Below are 15399 nucleotides of genomic sequence, written 5' to 3' on the forward strand. Positions count from 1 at the left end.
TGGAGCATGATCTCCTCTGTGCGCGGACCCGTGCTCTCCGTCGGCGTCACGACGGTCGTGGTCGAGGTGGGAGGCGTCGGCCTGCTCATGACCATCACACCGGCGCACGCGGCGACACTCCGTGTCGGAACCGAGGCGAGCATCCGCACGGTGCTCATCGTGAAGGAGGACGACCTCGCCCTCTTCGGCTTCGCGGACGCCGAACAGCTGCAGGTCTTCGACCTGCTGCGCGGTGTCACAGGCGTCGGACCAAAGTCGGCCATGGGGGTGCTATCGGCCATGAGTCCGACCGAGGTCGCCCAAGCGGTGAACCTCGAAGACGACGGCGCCTTTCGCAAGGTCTCAGGCATCGGGCCCAAGACTGCAAAGCTCATCATCGTTTCCCTCGCCGGCAAGATGGTGCACACGCCAGCGGGCACACCAGCCGCCGCGCAGGCTGTCGCGGGAGATGCCCGCGCGCAGGTCGTCGAAGCACTCATTGGCCTCGGCTGGAACGAGCGTTCGGCTACGAAGGCCGCGGACGATGCGAGGGATGCCGTCGATCCCGCCAAGACGGGCGACATGCAGGCGCTCCTCCGCATCGCCCTCGCCAGCCTCGGGCCGGCGCAGGCCATGGCTCGTGAGGGCACGCGATGAGCCTCGGCGAGGACGGGCGCATCGGGAGCTTCGAGCGCAGCACCGAATCAATCACGACCCCGCAGCCGGAATCCCAAGCCGAGCTTGCATTTGAAGGGGCGCTTCGACCACGTTCACTCTCTGAGTTCGTCGGACAGTCGAAGGTGCGGGCGCAGCTGGAGCTACTGCTCAACGCCGCCACGATCCAGCACCGCACACCCGACCACATCCTGTTGGCCGGGCCTCCAGGGCTCGGCAAGACCACGCTCGCGATGATCGTCGCTGAGGAGGGATCGCGGCCGCTGCGCATGTCGAGTGGTCCGGCAATCCAACACGCGGGTGACCTCGCTGCGCTGCTCTCCTCCCTCGTCCCGGGTGAAGTGCTCTTCATCGACGAGATCCACCGTATGGCGCGTTCTGCTGAAGAGATGCTCTACCTCGCGATGGAAGACTTCCGCATCGACATCATGGTGGGCAAGGGTGCCGGCGCGACCTCGATTCCTCTCGACCTGGCCCCCTTCACGCTCGTGGGAGCGACCACACGTTCCGGGCTCCTGCCCAACCCGCTCCGTGACCGCTTCGGCTTCACCGCCCATCTGGAGTTCTATTCGGATGGCGAGCTCGCGCAGGTCATCTCGCGAGCTGCGTCACTGCTCAACCTCGAGGTCGATGACCTTTCCCTCGCCGAGATTGCGGGGCGAAGTCGAGGCACTCCCAGGATTGCGAACCGCCTCCTCCGACGCGTGCGGGACTATTCGCTCGTGCACAGGAAGGACGGGCTCGACGCGGTGCGCGAGGCGCTTCGCCTGTATGACGTCGATGACCTCGGCCTCGACCGTCTCGACCGTGCGGTGCTGGCCACGATCGTCACCCAGTTCGACGGGGGGCCGGTAGGACTCAGCACGCTCGCGGCATCCGTCGGCGAGGAGGCGGAGACGATCGAATCCGTCGTCGAGCCCTTCCTCGTGCGAATGGGGCTTCTCTCGCGCACGCCGCGGGGGCGGACTGCCACGCGACGCGCCTTCGATCACCTCGGAGTGCAGCGTGCTGAAGCGACGCTTTTCGGGGATGGCCTGTAGGATCTGAGGGTTGTCTTTCGGCGACGTCCCCGCGCACTCTGCGCCACATCACCACGGAAGGTCTTCCCACCCGTATGGATCCGCTGCTTCTTGCCATGATGGCCGTCCTGGCCCTCTTCATCTTCTTCCAGTTCCGCGCCTCGAAGAAGAGGAAGGCCGAGCAGGAGGAGCTCAGCACCAAGATGGTGCCCGGCGCTGAGGTGATGACGCAGTTCGGCGTCTTCGGCACGTTGCTCTCGATCGACGAGGAGAAGAACGAGGCACTCCTCGAGACGACGCCCGGCACGGTCATCCGGCTGCACCGCCAGACGATCCTCAAGGTCGTCGAGCACGAGACCATCTCCGAGGAGGTCGTAGACGACGCCGAAGGCACCACTGACGGCGATGCGCCGACGACAAAGAACGACAACTGAAGCACTAGTCTTTCCTGAGTTCGGCCGAGCCTGAGCCGATCCACCCGACCCTGATCCATGGCACCCGCGCCATCGGAGCAATAGAAAGCTGAGTTCCAGGTGGCAGCACCACGATCGACCCCGGCCAAGAAGGCCTGGCGTTCGCTGACCTGGCTGGCGGTAATCATCGTCGGCCTCATCGGCCTCAACGCTGCGGGAGCAATCTGGCAGGGTTCCGGCTGGACCCCGAAGCTCGCGCTCGACCTCGAGGGCGGCACCCAGATCATCCTGGCCCCGCAGCTCGAGAGCGGTCAGCAGGTGACGGGTGAGCAGCTCACTCAGGCCGTCGAGATCATCCGTTCGCGTGTCGACGCTGCCGGTGTCTCTGAGGCCGAGATCAACACGCAGGGCGCCCAAAACATCGTCGTCTCCATCCCCGGCACGCCGGACGAGGAAACCCTCGCTCGCATCGAGTCCTCCGCGAAGCTTGAGTTCCGTCCCGTGCTGCAGGTCGCGCCGGCGGTCGACCCGGCTCAGACGCCTGCCCCCGAGACCGGCGAAGGTGACGAGACGGGCGAAGGCGAAGACGCGGAGCCGTCGCCGTCAGTCTCCCCGTCGGCCGGCGTTGGTCAAGGCGGTGCCGCGCCAGCGACAGCCGAGACGCCCGCACCGTCTGCGTCGCCGTCGGCCTCTGCCGAGCCCGACCCCGCCCAGCCTGAAGAGGGCGAGCCCGCTCCGACGCCGAGCAACGCCAGCGACCTCGCGTGGATCACGCCGGAGCTGCTCGACGAGTTCACGAACTTCGACTGCGCCGAGCTCGACGAGGCGGGCACCAATGTCGCGCCTGCAGCGGAGCCGCTCATCACCTGCGACAACACGCGCACGGTGAAATACATCCTCGGCCCGGTCGAAGTCAGCGGCGAACGGATTGATGATGCGACTCACGGTCTTGCCGCGAATAGTCAGGGCGTGAGCACAGGCCAGTGGGCTGTGAACATTGTCTTTGACGGCGAGGGTTCCGAGCAGTTCGGCAACGTCACGACCCGGCTCTTCTCGCTCACCGGCGTGCAGAACCAGTTCGCCATCGTGCTCGACGGCACCGTCATCTCTGCACCGACCACCAACACCGTCATCACCAACGGCAAGCCGCAGATCACGGGCAACTTCACGCAGGAGACTGCGAAGACCCTGGCTGACCAGCTGAAGTTCGGTGCGCTGCCAATCGGCTTCGAGGTGCAGAGCAGCGAGAACATCTCGGCGACGCTCGGTGAGAGCCAGCTCTGGAGCGGTCTGCTCGCGGGTGTCATCGGTCTCGCCCTGGTCGTCGTGTACTCGTTGTTCCAGTACCGCACCCTCGGACTCGTCACGGTCGCCTCACTGGGAGTGGCCGGAGTGATCGTCTACCTCGTCATCAACCTGATGTCGTGGCGCGAGGGATATCGACTCTCCCTCGCGGGTGTCGCCGGCCTCATCGTCGCCATCGGCATCATCGCCGACTCCTTCATCGTCTACTTCGAGCGCATCAAGGATGAGCTTCGAGACGGGCGGATGCTCGGCTCGGCAGTCGAGGCGGGCTGGAAGAGAGCGATCCGCACCGTGCTGGCGTCCGACGCGGTCAACTTCCTCGCCGCGGCGGTGCTCTTCGTCCTCGCGATCGGCAACGTCCGGGGCTTCGCACTCACCCTGGGCATCACGACCCTCATCGACCTCCTCGTCGTCTCGCTGTTCACGCACCCCATCATGCAGTTGCTTGCAAAGACGAAGTTCTTCGGCGAAGGCCACCCCGCGAGCGGACTCAACCCGCGCGCGTTGGGCGCCGTCTACCGCGGGCGTGCCACCTTCCGCGAGCCAGTGGGCGTCAGCGCGTCGAAGCGAGCTGCGAGCGGGCGTGAGGCGCAGAAGCGGCAGACGATCGCCGAGCGCAAGGCCGCTGCGGATGCCGCGGCGTCGGTTTCGAAGGGCAAGGATTCCTGATGGCCAGCTTCTCCACCTTCGGTAACGACCTCTACACGGGGCGTCGATCCATCAACTTCGTCGGCCGCCGTCGCGTCTGGTACATCATCGCCGCCGTGCTGATCGTCGCATCCGTCGTCGGTCCCTTCATTCGTGGTGGCTTCGAGTTCGGCATCGAGTTCCGCGGTGGCTCGCAGTTCATCGTCGAGCGCACGACTGAGCTCGAGCAGGTGCTCGGCGAGGAAGCAGTGCGCGAGACGGTCGCCGACGCCACGCCCCGCGTCACGGTGGTCGGGCAGGACTCCGTTCGCGTGCAGACCGACATTGTCACCGATGATGAGGCGTTCGAGATCAGGACAGCACTCGCGTCCTCCTATGACGTGCCAGTCGACCAGGTGAGCTACTCCTTCATCGGGCCGACCTGGGGCGCCGACATCACGGCACAGTCGATCAGGGCACTCATCGTCTTCCTTCTCCTGGCGGGCGTCGTCATGGCGCTCTACTTCCGCACATGGAAGATGTCACTGGCGGCCATGGCCGCGCTCTTCCACGACCTCATCCTGACGGCAGGCATCTACGGCATCCTCGGCTTCGAGGTGACGCCTGCTGCGGTCATCGGCTTCCTCACGATCCTGGGTTACTCGCTCTACGACACTGTGGTGGTCTTCGACAAGATTCGAGAGAACACGGCGGAGGACGGCGAAGGCTCGCCTCGCACCTTCGCGGAGTCTGTGAACCTCGCGGTCAACCAGACGCTCGTTCGTTCCATCAACACCTCGGTCGTGGCCGTGTTGCCCGTCGCGGCGATCCTCTTCATCGGATCCTTCGCGCTGGGCGCAGAGACGCTGCGTGACATCTCACTTGCGCTCTTCATCGGTATCATCGTCGGCGCGTACTCCACGATCTTCATCGCCTCGCCGGTCTACAACCACCTGCGCGAGAACGAGCCGGAGATCAAGAAGCAGAACGCCAGGATCCTCGCTGCCCGCCGCACGGAGGCCGCTCCCGTCGAATGACGGCGGTCGCTGCTCGCGCGGCATTCGCTCCCTAACAGGAGTGATAGTTTTGCTGCACGGGAAAGGTGGGAGGTGAGATGACCGAAGTCACCAACAGTCCTGCTACGAGGCGGCTGCTTCTCCCTCGTCTCTTCTCCCGTGCCCAGCATGCTGGCGCGATCGAGAACCTGATCCGCACAGTGCGTGCGCATCATCCGCGTGCCGACATCGACACGATCGAACGGGCATACAAGGTCGCGGAGGTCGCTCACCGAGGACAGACCCGCAAGAGCGGCGAGCCATACATCACACACCCGGTCGCGGTCGCGCAGATCCTCGCTGACCTCGGTATTGGAGCGAAGACCGTTGCGGCCGCGCTGCTGCACGACACGGTAGAAGACACCGACTACACCCTCGATATGGTGCGCAAGGACTTCGGTGACGAAGTGGCCATGCTCGTCGATGGCGTCACCAAGCTCGACAAGCTCAAGTACGGCGACAGCGCCCAGGCCGAAACCGTCCGCAAGATGGTCGTCGCGATGTCCAAGGACATCCGGGTACTCGTGATCAAGCTCGCAGACAGACTCCACAATGCGCGGACGTGGGGTTTCGTCTCCTCTGAGTCTGCGAAGCGCAAGGCGCAGGAGACGCTCGAGATTTATGCGCCACTGGCACATCGCCTCGGAATCCAGGCGATCAAGTGGGAACTGGAGGACCTGTCGTTCGCGGTGCTGCACCCGAAGTTGTACGTCGAGATCGAGAGCCTCGTCAAGCAGCGCACACCGCAGCGCGAGGAGTTCGTGCACCAAGTCATCGAGGCGGTGACGGAAGATCTGAAGGCCGCACGCATCAAGGGCAAGGTGGTCGGCCGTCCGAAGCAGTACTACTCGATCTACCAGAAGATGATCCTCCGCGGTCGGGAGTTCGACGAGATCTACGACCTGGTCGGCATCCGAGTCCTGGTCTCGACTGTTCGCGACTGCTACGCGGTCCTTGGCTCCATCCACGCACGATGGACTCCGATTCCTGGCCGCTTCAAGGACTACATCGCGACGCCGAAGTTCAACCTGTACCAGTCGCTGCACACAACGGTGATCGGGCCCAAGGGTCGACCCGTCGAGATCCAGATCCGAACCGAGGACATGCATCAGCGCGCCGAGTACGGTGTGGCTGCGCACTGGAAGTACAAGGAGCGCGTCAATGGCGGCCGCTCCGCTGACAACGCGGCCGCCGGTGATTCCGACATGGCGTGGCTCGCACACATCTCCGACTGGCAGGCAGAGACGTCTGACCCAGGAGAGTTCCTCGATTCGCTGCGCTTCGAGATTGGGGCGAAGGAGGTCTACGTCTTCACTCCCCAGGGCAAGGTCATCGGCCTGCCCGCCGGCGCGACGCCCGTCGACTTCGCCTACGCAGTGCACACCGAGGTGGGCCACCGCACGATGGGTGCGAAGGTGAACGGCCGACTCGTTCCCCTCGAGAGCGAGCTCTCCAGCGGTGATGTCGTAGAGGTATTCACATCGAAGAACCCGGATGCTGGCCCGAGCCAGGGCTGGCTGACCTTCGTCAAGTCGACGCGGGCACGAAACAAGATCCGGCAGTGGTTCACGAAGGAACGTCGCGACGAGGCGATGGAGCAGGGCAAGGACGCCATCGCTCGCGCAATGCGCAAGCAGAATCTGCCGCTTCAGCGACTCATGAACCAGGGTGCGTTGAGCGAGGTCGCCGCGCAGCTGCGGTATGACGACGTCTCCGCGCTCTACGCCGCCGTTGGCGAAGGGCACGTGTCAACGCAATCCGTGTTGGAGAAGCTGGTTGCGACGCTGCAGGTCGATACCGAGGCGGAGGAAGAGTTCACCGTTTCTCGCGCGAAGGGCAAGCGGCGCTCGAGCGGAAACTCCGGAGTGCTCGTGAAGGGTGCGCCCGACATCCTCGTCAAGCTTGCCAAATGCTGCACTCCGGTGCCTGGGGACGAGATCATGGGCTTCGTCACGCGCGGTTCCGGAGTCTCGGTGCACCAGTCCTCCTGCGTGAACGTGAAGGCCCTGATGAACGAACCCGAGCGCGTCGTCGAGGTCGAGTGGGCACCGTCATCGACGAGCGTGTTCCTCGTCCAGATCCAGGTGGAGGCGCTCGATAGAGCTGGCCTCCTTTCAGACGTCACTCGCGTGCTCTCCGAGCATCACGTCAACATCCTGTCTGCCACGGTGGCGACCTCGACAGAACGGCTTGCGATCAGCCGTTTCGTGTTCGAGATGGGCGATACGACGCATCTCGACCGCGTACTCAACGCCGTGCGACGCATCGATACGGTCTACGACGTCTACCGAGTCACGACCTAGCCGCTTCCCCCAGCGTGGCGATTCGATCGAGCGCGCGTCGTTTGCCTGCCAGTTTGTGGCGGGATTCGACTTCACGGCGACAATCGTCGAGCTCGATGGCGTTCGCGCTCATGAGCCGGAGTAATTGCGACATCCTTTCATTCGCGAAGTCCCCCTCAGCCCTCAACAAGTCGATGACGGTGCGCAGGGGAGAGGTGACTGCGATGCCGCCGAAGCGGACGACATCACTCGGCGCGATCACGACCTCCCGCACCTGCACCCGCGGCGACACCTGCGCACGAGCCCTCGCCGAGTGTGAGACGCAGAACTCGAAGACCGCGGGCGGTGCGGGCACGGCGCCGTGCACCCATGCCGCGGTCATCCGTTCCGCAATGAAGCGCGGGCGAGCGATCGCGCCGAGCGAGAGCGCGCGGTGGTGGGCCTGCTCGAATTCATCGATCGAGGCGAAGCCGTCACCGATCGCGTAGAGGTCTCCGTCCAGGCGCGCTGCCTGGAGCTCCTGGAGTGGGAGGTCGAGTTCTGTGAGTACAGGGGCTAGTCGTGGCGCCATTCCCACATGGTGCCCCTATGGGAGGCGCGGGAGGCCGCTCAACCCGAGAACTGTGGAGAACCCACCCCAGAGAGCCTGGGGACTCGGTCAGCCGGAGACGACACCCAGCCAGGCACGCCGGGCATCCAGCGCCTCCTGAGCCTTCGTGATGCGTGTGGCGTCACCGCTGCGCTTCGCATCGTCCAGGTCTGCCTCGAGGGCCGCGATCGCCGACTCGAGCTGGGCAGCGAGGCCCTCCGCGCGAGCCTTGCGTTCCGGGTTGTTGCGTTGCCAGTGCTCCTCGTCGAGCTTGCGCACGGCAGCCTCGACCTTGCGGAGCCTGTCCTCGACGGTCTTGACCTTGGCGCGCGGTACCTTGCCGATCTCGTCCCAGCGCCGCTGAATCGAGATCAGGGTCTGGCGAGCCGCGTCGCGGTCGGTGGCGGCCAGCAGGGGCTCTGCTTCCGCAAGGAGGGCCTCCTTGCGCACCAGGTTCTCCTCGAACTCCTCGTTGTCACGCGCGTCGATCTCAGACTTCGCGGCGTAGAGCGCGTCGCCGGCGGCCTTGAACTTCGCCCACAGCGCGTCGTCGTGCTTCTTGCCGGCGCGACCGGCGGCCTTCCAATCGTCAAGGAGCCTGCGGTACTGGGGGATGCCGTCTGCGCCGTGGGCCACAAGGTTCTCCGCGGCAGCGACGAGTTCCTGCTTGCGCGCCTTGGCGTGCTTGTGGGTGGCATCCAACTCGGCGAAGAATGCCTTCCGCTCGGCCTCAAGGGTCGAGCGCGCAGTCCTGAAGCGCTTCCAGAGCTCGTTGGCCTCGTTCTTGGGCAAGCGCGGGCCGGTCTGCTGGTGTGCCTTCCAGCGAGCGAAGACATCGTCAATAGCGGCACTCGTATGCTTCCACTGGATCTTGGCGGGATCCTGGGCAGCGAGCCGCTCGGCCTCTTCAACGAGGGCTGAACGGTAGGCAATCGCGTCCTGCAGAGCAGCCTTCTCCTCGGCTTCCTGCTTCTCCGCAAGCTCCCCGACTGCGCCACCGAGCGCCTCGAGTCTGCTCCGCAGGGCGGCGAGGTCGCCCACGGCGTTCGCCGACACGACGGTCTGCAGCAGCGCGTCGACCGTCTTCGCGACATCGGCGCCGGGTGAACCGCGCTTGATGCGCTGCTCGAGCAACGTCACTTGGCCCGCGAGGTCACTGAACTTGCGTTCGAAGTATGCGAGCGCCTCCTCGGGCGTTCCATCCGGGTACTGGCCCACGGCTCGCTCGCCGTCACCCTCACGGACAAAGACGGTGCCCGTCTCATCGACGCGACCCCATGGTGTCTCGTTGTTGTTCGTCAAAGCCTCACCTTGTCGCCGGGGTCGACCACCTGTGGCCGACCGGCAACAAGCCTATTGCACGACTGCGCCCGGGCAATCAGTTGATGTCGAGGGAGGTAATCGTCGTGGGAACGACAGGGGCACCGTCGTTCTCGGCACTGCCAGGCACGACGCCCGCATCCGTGATCTCGGAGGCAAGCGCCTCGAGGCCGTCGGTGACGCGCCCGAGCACCGTGTAGCCGCCCGCTGCGTCCGACGGGATGGTCGTGTCGTCATAGACGATGAAGAACTGTCGGCCATTGCTCTCGGCGTCGCCCGAGGCACGCGCCATGGCGATCGTTCCCTCGGGGTAGACGTCGTCGGAGGGAGCGTTCTCGATCGGCCCGAAGCGGAAGCTCGGGTCGCTGGCGCCGGTGCCGTCGACTGAGCCGCACTGGAGTACGAAGAAGCCGTCGTTCGTGAGCCGGTGGCAGGACTTGCCCTGGTAGTAGCCGTCGCGCGCGCCCTGGATGACTGCTGCCACCGCCTGCGGTGCAGCTCGGCCGTCGAGTTCGATGTCGAGTTCGACGTCGTTGAGCGTGAGCGTGCCCGTCCACAGGCGGTCTTCCGCGAGCTCGGGGGAGGGCACCGCCGAATCGGGGCTCGCGGAGGGCGAGGCGACAGGCTCCGCCTCAGGAGCACCAGGACCCGCCGTGAAGAACGCGACCTGGGCGACCACCGCGACGATCACGACCGCGAGCGCGACACTCATCGCAATGATGTTGTCGCGGCGTCGCCGCGCCACTCGATGTTCGTGCACGCCCTGCCGCGCCCGATACAAGCGCAGGCGCTCACGCTCGACGCGGTCCTGCTTCGGGTTGCTCCTATTGCCTGCCAATGGTCCTCCGACTCGCCGAGATTGCCACGAGAACACTAGCCGACGACACCAGCCCTGGGATCTCGTGTCGGCGGCGCCGCATAGCATTGCAGGCATGAGTGGCGCGCAGGGCCTGTTCTCGGGGTCGACCCCCTTGGCCGTACGGATGCGCCCTCGAAGCCTCGATGAGGTCGCAGGCCAGTCCCACCTCCTGACGCCCGGCTCTCCTTTGGTGTCGCTCGCCTCCTCATCCGCCGAACAGGGAGCCGTGTCTCTCATCCTCTGGGGGCCACCCGGCACAGGCAAGACGACGCTGGCCCAGGCGATCGCGCACAGCTCCGGACGCCGCTTCGTGGAGCTCTCGGCGGTCACAGCGGGCGTCAAGGACGTGCGGGAGGTCATGGAATCCTCACTCACCCAGCGCGATCTCTACGGCCAGTCGACGGTGCTCTTCCTCGACGAGATCCACCGCTTCACGAAGTCCCAGCAGGATGCTCTGCTTCCCGGCGTCGAGAACGGTTGGGTCATCCTGATCGCAGCGACGACCGAGAACCCCTCATTCTCTGTCGTCGCACCGCTGCTCTCACGTTCGCTCCTCCTCACGCTCCAGCCACTCGGCGATGACGACCTGCGCCTGCTGATCAACCGTGCCATCTCCGACGAGCGCGGCCTCGGGGGACGCTTCGCCCTCGCGGATGACGCGCGTGACGACATCGTGCGGCTTGCGTCGGGCGACGCCCGCCGAGCACTGACCGCACTGGAGGCCGCGGCCATGTCGGTGGCGGCGTCCCTGCCTCCAGGGGAGGAGCATGACGAACCTCCGGTCATCACAGCGGAGGCCGTGTCACTCGCGGTGGATCGGGCGCTGCTTCGCTACGACCGCAAGGGTGACGAGCACTACGACGTCATCAGTGCGTTCATCAAGTCGATCCGAGGTTCGGATCCGGATGCCGCGCTGCACTACCTCGCGCGAATGATCGAGGCGGGGGAGGACCCGCGCTTCATCGCGCGCCGCATCATCGTGCACGCGGCGGAGGACATCGGGATGGCGGACCCGCAGGCCCTCGTCGTCGCCACCTCGGCCGCGACAGCTGTTCAATTGATCGGCATGCCGGAGGGCCGCATCCCTCTGGCCGAGGCCGTCATCTACCTAGCAACGGCGCCGAAGTCTCCCAGTGTCATCCGCGGTATCGACGCGGCCATCTCGGATGTGCGCGCCGGCAAGATGGGGCCGGTGCCGAAGCACCTGCGGGATGCCCACTATGCGGGGGCGAAGAAGCTCGGGCACGGCAAGGGCTACGTCTACCCGCACAACTCCGCCCTCGGCGTCGTCGAGCAGCAGTACCTTCCCACGACGCTCCGCAAGCGTCGCTACTACGAACCCACGGAGCACGGCAACGAGCGGGACGTGAGCGCCCGGCTGCAGAAGCTGCTGCGTATCATCCGCGGCGGGTGATACGATGTCTGGTGCCTACAGTGGGTATTCGTGCACGGCTGCCTCGATACCAACGCTGAAGGGGCTGGTCCTTTAGCCGGACGCCCCGCGGCACACATCCCTCTTCTGAACCGTTCGCAGGCGCGTGCCTGCGGATTCACTGTTGAAGACTGATGACTTCTGTATCGAAAGGAAATCGTGTCTACCAAGTCACGTACTCGTAGCAAGACCAAGCTCTCTCGTGCGCTCGGCATCCCGCTGACCCCGAAGGCTGCCAAGGGTTTCGAGAAGCGTCCGTACCCGCCCGGGGAGCACGGCCGCACCAAGCGCAAGACCGACAGCGACTACGCCGTGCGTCTTCGCGAGAAGCAGCGCCTGCGCGCGCAGTACGGCATCCGTGAGGCCCAGCTTCGCATCGCCTTCAACGAGGCACGTCGCACCGAGGGTCTGACGGGTGAGAACCTCGTCGAGCTGCTCGAGATGCGTCTCGACGCGATCCTCGTGCGCGCGGCCATCGCTCGCACGACGGCCCAGGCTCGCCAGATGATCGTGCACCGCCACATCATCGTCGACGGCCAGCGCGTCGACCGCCCGTCGTTCCGTGTGAAGCCCGGCCAGCTCGTCGGCGTTCACCAGCGCAGCGAGGGCATGGAGCCCTTCCAGGTCGCGGCCGCCGGCGGTCACGTCGACCTGCTGCCGAAGACCCCGGCCTACCTTGAGGTCGAGCTCGACAAGCTTCAGGTTCGTCTCGTGCGTCGCCCCAAGCGCGCCGAGGTTCCCGTGACTTGTGAGGTCCAGCTCGTCGTCGAGTACTACGCCGCGCGCTAGTCCTCGAATCTGTCGGAAGCGGGTCGCCTGTGGCGGCCCGCTTTCGTCGTCCCGGTAAGCTTGCGGGGATGTGACCGGCGCGCTCACCCGTTCGGCGCCATCCTCCACGAAACGTAGCCAGGAGACAGGCATGAAGAATCTCGCGATGCTCATCATCGGCGTCGGCATTGGTTTTGTCGCCGCCCACCAGATCAACAAGACGCCTGAGGGCCGTCGCTTCTTCGAAGAGGTCGACAGCAGGGTGGGGGAGTTCACCGGCGCTGTCGTCGATGGCTACCGTTCCCGCGAGGCCGAGCTTCGGGCCGCCGTCGCCGAGGCGGAAGAAACCATCGCCGACCTGAAGCGCGCTCAGGCCTGACGCCATCCATCTGACCCACTCTCAAGCAACAGGACCCAATGCAGACCGCTGAACTCCGTCAACGCTGGCTCGACTACTTCGGCACACGAGGCCACACGGTCGTGCCCTCGGCATCGCTTGTCAGCGATGATCCGACGCTCATGTTCACGGTCGCGGGCATGGTTCCGTTCATCCCGTACCTGTCGGGACTCATCCCCGCGCCGTATCCGCGCGCGACGAGCGTGCAGAAGTGCATCCGCACCCTCGACATCGAGGAGGTCGGAAAGACTACGCGGCACGGCACCTTCTTCCAGATGGCTGGCAACTTCTCCTTTGGCGACTACTTCAAGGAGCAGGCCATCACCTACGCGTGGGACCTGCTCACGACGAGCGAGTCCGACGGCGGTTACGGCTTTGAGGAGCGCGACCTCTGGGTCACGGTGTACGAGGACGACGACGAGGCCATCGAGCTCTGGAAGCGCATCGCCGGGCTTCCTGAGTCGCGCATCCAGCGCCTCGGCAAGGCCGACAACTACTGGCACACCGGGCAGCCCGGCCCGGGTGGACCTTGCTCTGAGATCTACTTCGACCGCGGGCCGAAGTATGGCGCCGAAGGCGGTCCTGCCGTCGATGACTCCCGGTATCTCGAGATCTGGAACCTCGTGTTCATGCAGTACCTGCTCGACGACGTCAGGTCGAAGACGGACTTCCGCGTGGTGCGCGAGCTGCCCAAGAAGAACATCGACACGGGGCTCGGCCTTGAGCGCGTCGCCTTCCTGAAGCAGGGCGTCGAGAACATGTATGAGATCGACCAGGTGCGTCCTGTGCTCGATCGCGCGGCCGAACTCTCCGGCCGCCGCTACGGCGCCTCCCACGACGACGATGTGCGGATGCGCGTGGTTGCCGATCACGTGCGCTCTGCCCTCATGCTGATGGCCGACGGCGTGGCCCCGTCGAACGAGGGTCGCGGGTACATCCTGCGCCGCCTGCTTCGTCGCTCGGTTCGAGCCATGCGCCTCCTTGGAGTCGACACGGCGACGTTCCCCGAGCTCTTCACGAGCTCGCGCGACGCGATGCGCACGGCCTACCCGGAGGTGGAGACGAACTACGACCGCATCTCACGCCTCGCATACGCGGAGGAGGAGAACTTCCTCGGTACGCTCGCGAGCGGCACGAGCATCCTCGACCTCGCGGTCACCAAGACGCGCGAGCAGGGCGCAGCCCAGATTCCGGGTGACACGGCGTTCCTCCTCCACGACACCTTCGGCTTCCCCATCGACCTCACGCTCGAGATGGCGGAGGAAGCCGGCCTGAGCGTGGATCGCGCCGCCTTCGACACCCTCATGACCGAGCAGCGCACGAAGGCGAAGGCCGACGCGAAGGCGAAGAAGACCGCTCTCGCCGACCTGTCGGTGTACAGCGATTTCCGTGCAATGGGCGAGACGATCTTCACGGGGTATGACTACCTCGAGACCGAGACGCGCGTGCTCGGCATCATTGTCGACGGACAATCCGTCTCTAAGGCTGTGGCAGGCCAGACGGCCGAGGTCATCCTGGCTGAGACCTCCCTCTACGCGGAGTCCGGGGGCCAGGAGGCGGATGCGGGCACGATCGTTGGCGCGGGCTTCGAGCTCGACGTCGCCGACGTGCAGAAACCCGTCAAGGGGCTTGTGAGCCACCGAGTCGTCGTGCGCTCTGGCGAGGTCGCTGTCGATGATGCCGCCACGACGATCGTTGACGCCGAGTGGCGTCGCGGCGCGACTCAGGCCCACTCCGCGACCCACCTCGTTCACGCAGCACTCCGTGATGTGCTGGGCCCGGATGCGCACCAGTCCGGCTCCTACAACAAGGCTGGCTACATGCGGCTCGACTTCGGCTGGAACAAGGCCCTTTCGCCCGAGACGCGGAGCGAGATCGAGGAGATCACGAACATCGCCATCCGTAAGGATCTCGAGGTCGAGACTCGGCTCATGCCCCTCGACGAGGCGAAGGCGCTCGGCGCGATGGCCCTCTTCGGCGAGAAGTATGGCGACACTGTACGCGTGGTCGACATCGGCGGACCGTGGTCGCGCGAGCTCTGCGCCGGCACCCACGTCTCGAGCTCGGCGCAGATCGGTCTCATCAACCTGGTGAGCGAGTCGTCGGTCGGTTCGACGAATCGCCGGGTGGAAGCCCTCGTGGGCATCGATGCCTTCCGTGAGCTCGCGACCGAGCGGGCAATCGTCTCCCAGCTGACCTCGAACCTCAAGACGCCCCGAGAGCAGCTTCCCGAGAAGGTTGCCGACCTCATCGCGTCGCTCAAGGCTGCCGAGAAGCGCATCGCGGAGTTCGAATCCGCGGCGCTCGCGCAGCGGGTTCCCGCCTTGGCGGATACTGCGCGTCGTCACGGCAACCTCCTGGTCGTGGCAGAGGACATTGGCGCGCTGAACTCCGCTGACGATCTGCGCAGTCTGGTCGGTTCGGTCCGCGGGCGTCTCGGAAGCGAGGCAGCGGTCATCGCGTTGGCAGCACGTGTGAAGGACAAGCCGGCCGTCATCGTCGCTGCGAATGAGGCAGCGCGGCAGCAGGGCGTCAAGGCCGGCGCGCTGGCCAAGTCCGCAGCGACGGTGCTCGGCGGCGGCGGCGGCGGCAAGGATGACCTGGCGCAGGGCGGTGGCACGGATGTCACGGCGATCAGTGCTGCGCTCGAGGCCGTCGTCCAGGGTCTGCCCCACTGAG

13 protein-coding genes are annotated in these 15399 nt (G+C 65.6%); 10 read left to right on the forward strand and 3 right to left on the reverse strand.

Annotated features, from left to right (window positions below; translation table 11 throughout):
* The first annotated feature begins 6 nt into the window (after positions 1 to 6).
* The 6 genes from ruvA (at position 7) to ACIQK7_RS11485 (ending at position 7376) form a co-directional block, all read left to right on the forward strand.
* Positions 7 to 636: a Holliday junction branch migration protein RuvA gene (ruvA, locus tag ACIQK7_RS11460; protein ID WP_403024857.1), complete on the forward strand. Its 630-nt coding sequence runs from the start codon at positions 7 to 9 to the stop codon at positions 634 to 636.
* Positions 633 to 1694 carry a Holliday junction branch migration DNA helicase RuvB gene (ruvB, locus tag ACIQK7_RS11465; RefSeq protein ID WP_403024860.1) on the forward strand — a complete coding sequence of 354 codons (1062 nt, stop codon included), beginning with the start codon at positions 633 to 635 and terminating at the stop codon, positions 1692 to 1694. Before ruvA ends, ruvB begins: the two co-directional genes overlap by 4 nt.
* A gap of 95 nt (positions 1695 to 1789) precedes the next feature.
* Positions 1790 to 2107 carry a preprotein translocase subunit YajC gene (gene yajC / locus ACIQK7_RS11470; protein ID WP_403024863.1) on the forward strand — a complete coding sequence of 106 codons (318 nt, stop codon included), beginning with the start codon at positions 1790 to 1792 and terminating at the stop codon, positions 2105 to 2107.
* A gap of 99 nt (positions 2108 to 2206) precedes the next feature.
* Positions 2207 to 4060, forward strand: a complete 1854-nt coding sequence (gene secD, locus ACIQK7_RS11475; RefSeq protein WP_403024866.1) for a protein translocase subunit SecD — start codon at positions 2207 to 2209, stop codon at positions 4058 to 4060.
* On the forward strand, positions 4060 to 5055 hold the full coding sequence (secF, locus tag ACIQK7_RS11480) for a protein translocase subunit SecF (protein ID WP_403024868.1): 996 nt from the start codon (positions 4060 to 4062) through the stop codon (positions 5053 to 5055). Before secD ends, secF begins: the two co-directional genes overlap by 1 nt.
* 77 nt (positions 5056 to 5132) lie before the next feature.
* A complete protein-coding gene (locus ACIQK7_RS11485; protein WP_403024871.1) occupies positions 5133 to 7376 on the forward strand; it encodes a RelA/SpoT family protein in 2244 nt (747 codons plus the stop codon).
* Here the strand turns inward: ACIQK7_RS11485 and ACIQK7_RS11490 are convergent.
* The 3 genes from ACIQK7_RS11490 to ACIQK7_RS11500 all read right to left on the reverse strand — a co-directional run bounded on the left by ACIQK7_RS11490 (position 7366) and on the right by ACIQK7_RS11500 (position 10102).
* Positions 7366 to 7926 (reverse strand): hypothetical protein, encoded by a 561-nt coding sequence (locus tag ACIQK7_RS11490; RefSeq protein WP_403024874.1) that lies wholly within the window; start codon positions 7924 to 7926, stop codon positions 7366 to 7368. The two genes, ACIQK7_RS11485 and ACIQK7_RS11490, sit on opposite strands and share 11 nt — an antisense overlap.
* 87 nt (positions 7927 to 8013) lie before the next feature.
* A complete protein-coding gene (locus tag ACIQK7_RS11495) occupies positions 8014 to 9246 on the reverse strand; it encodes a DUF349 domain-containing protein (protein ID WP_403024877.1) in 1233 nt (410 codons plus the stop codon).
* Positions 9247 to 9322: 76 nt separating this feature from the next.
* Positions 9323 to 10102 carry a peptidylprolyl isomerase gene (locus ACIQK7_RS11500; RefSeq protein ID WP_403024880.1) on the reverse strand — a complete coding sequence of 260 codons (780 nt, stop codon included), beginning with the start codon at positions 10100 to 10102 and terminating at the stop codon, positions 9323 to 9325.
* A 94-nt stretch (positions 10103 to 10196) separates the two neighbouring features.
* Between ACIQK7_RS11500 and ACIQK7_RS11505 the strand changes: the two genes are divergently transcribed.
* From ACIQK7_RS11505 to alaS, 4 genes are all read left to right on the forward strand, one after another.
* Positions 10197 to 11537, forward strand: a complete 1341-nt coding sequence (locus tag ACIQK7_RS11505; RefSeq protein ID WP_403024883.1) for a replication-associated recombination protein A — start codon at positions 10197 to 10199, stop codon at positions 11535 to 11537.
* 177 nt (positions 11538 to 11714) lie between these two features.
* Positions 11715 to 12344 (forward strand): 30S ribosomal protein S4, encoded by a 630-nt coding sequence (gene rpsD / locus ACIQK7_RS11510; RefSeq protein ID WP_403024886.1) that lies wholly within the window; start codon positions 11715 to 11717, stop codon positions 12342 to 12344.
* Positions 12345 to 12474: 130 nt separating this feature from the next.
* Positions 12475 to 12702, forward strand: coding sequence for a M15 family metallopeptidase (locus ACIQK7_RS11515; RefSeq protein ID WP_147721284.1), 228 nt, complete (start codon positions 12475 to 12477; stop codon positions 12700 to 12702).
* A gap of 38 nt (positions 12703 to 12740) precedes the next feature.
* Positions 12741 to 15398 carry an alanine--tRNA ligase gene (gene alaS, locus ACIQK7_RS11520; protein WP_403024888.1) on the forward strand — a complete coding sequence of 886 codons (2658 nt, stop codon included), beginning with the start codon at positions 12741 to 12743 and terminating at the stop codon, positions 15396 to 15398.
* The last annotated feature ends 1 nt before the right edge of the window (position 15399 follow it).

The sequence above is a fragment of the Salinibacterium sp. GXW1014 genome (genome assembly GCF_044769865.1).
Lineage (GTDB): Bacteria > Actinomycetota > Actinomycetes > Actinomycetales > Microbacteriaceae > Homoserinimonas.

Bases quoted from the DNA above. Each gene is read 5' to 3' on its own strand.
- ruvA (WP_403024857.1), top strand. From the start codon at position 7: ATGATCTCCTCTGTGCGCGGACCCGTGCTCTCCGTCGGCGTCACGACG.
- ruvB (WP_403024860.1), top strand. From the start codon at position 633: ATGAGCCTCGGCGAGGACGGGCGCATCGGGAGCTTCGAGCGCAGCACC.
- yajC (WP_403024863.1), top strand. From the start codon at position 1,790: ATGATGGCCGTCCTGGCCCTCTTCATCTTCTTCCAGTTCCGCGCCTCG.
- secF (WP_403024868.1), top strand. From the start codon at position 4,060: ATGGCCAGCTTCTCCACCTTCGGTAACGACCTCTACACGGGGCGTCGA.
- ACIQK7_RS11485 (WP_403024871.1), top strand. From the start codon at position 5,133: ATGACCGAAGTCACCAACAGTCCTGCTACGAGGCGGCTGCTTCTCCCT.
- ACIQK7_RS11490 (WP_403024874.1), bottom strand. From the start codon at position 7,926: ATGGCGCCACGACTAGCCCCTGTACTCACAGAACTCGACCTCCCACTC.
- ACIQK7_RS11505 (WP_403024883.1), top strand. From the start codon at position 10,197: ATGAGTGGCGCGCAGGGCCTGTTCTCGGGGTCGACCCCCTTGGCCGTA.
- ACIQK7_RS11515 (WP_147721284.1), top strand. From the start codon at position 12,475: ATGAAGAATCTCGCGATGCTCATCATCGGCGTCGGCATTGGTTTTGTC.
- alaS (WP_403024888.1), top strand. From the start codon at position 12,741: ATGCAGACCGCTGAACTCCGTCAACGCTGGCTCGACTACTTCGGCACA.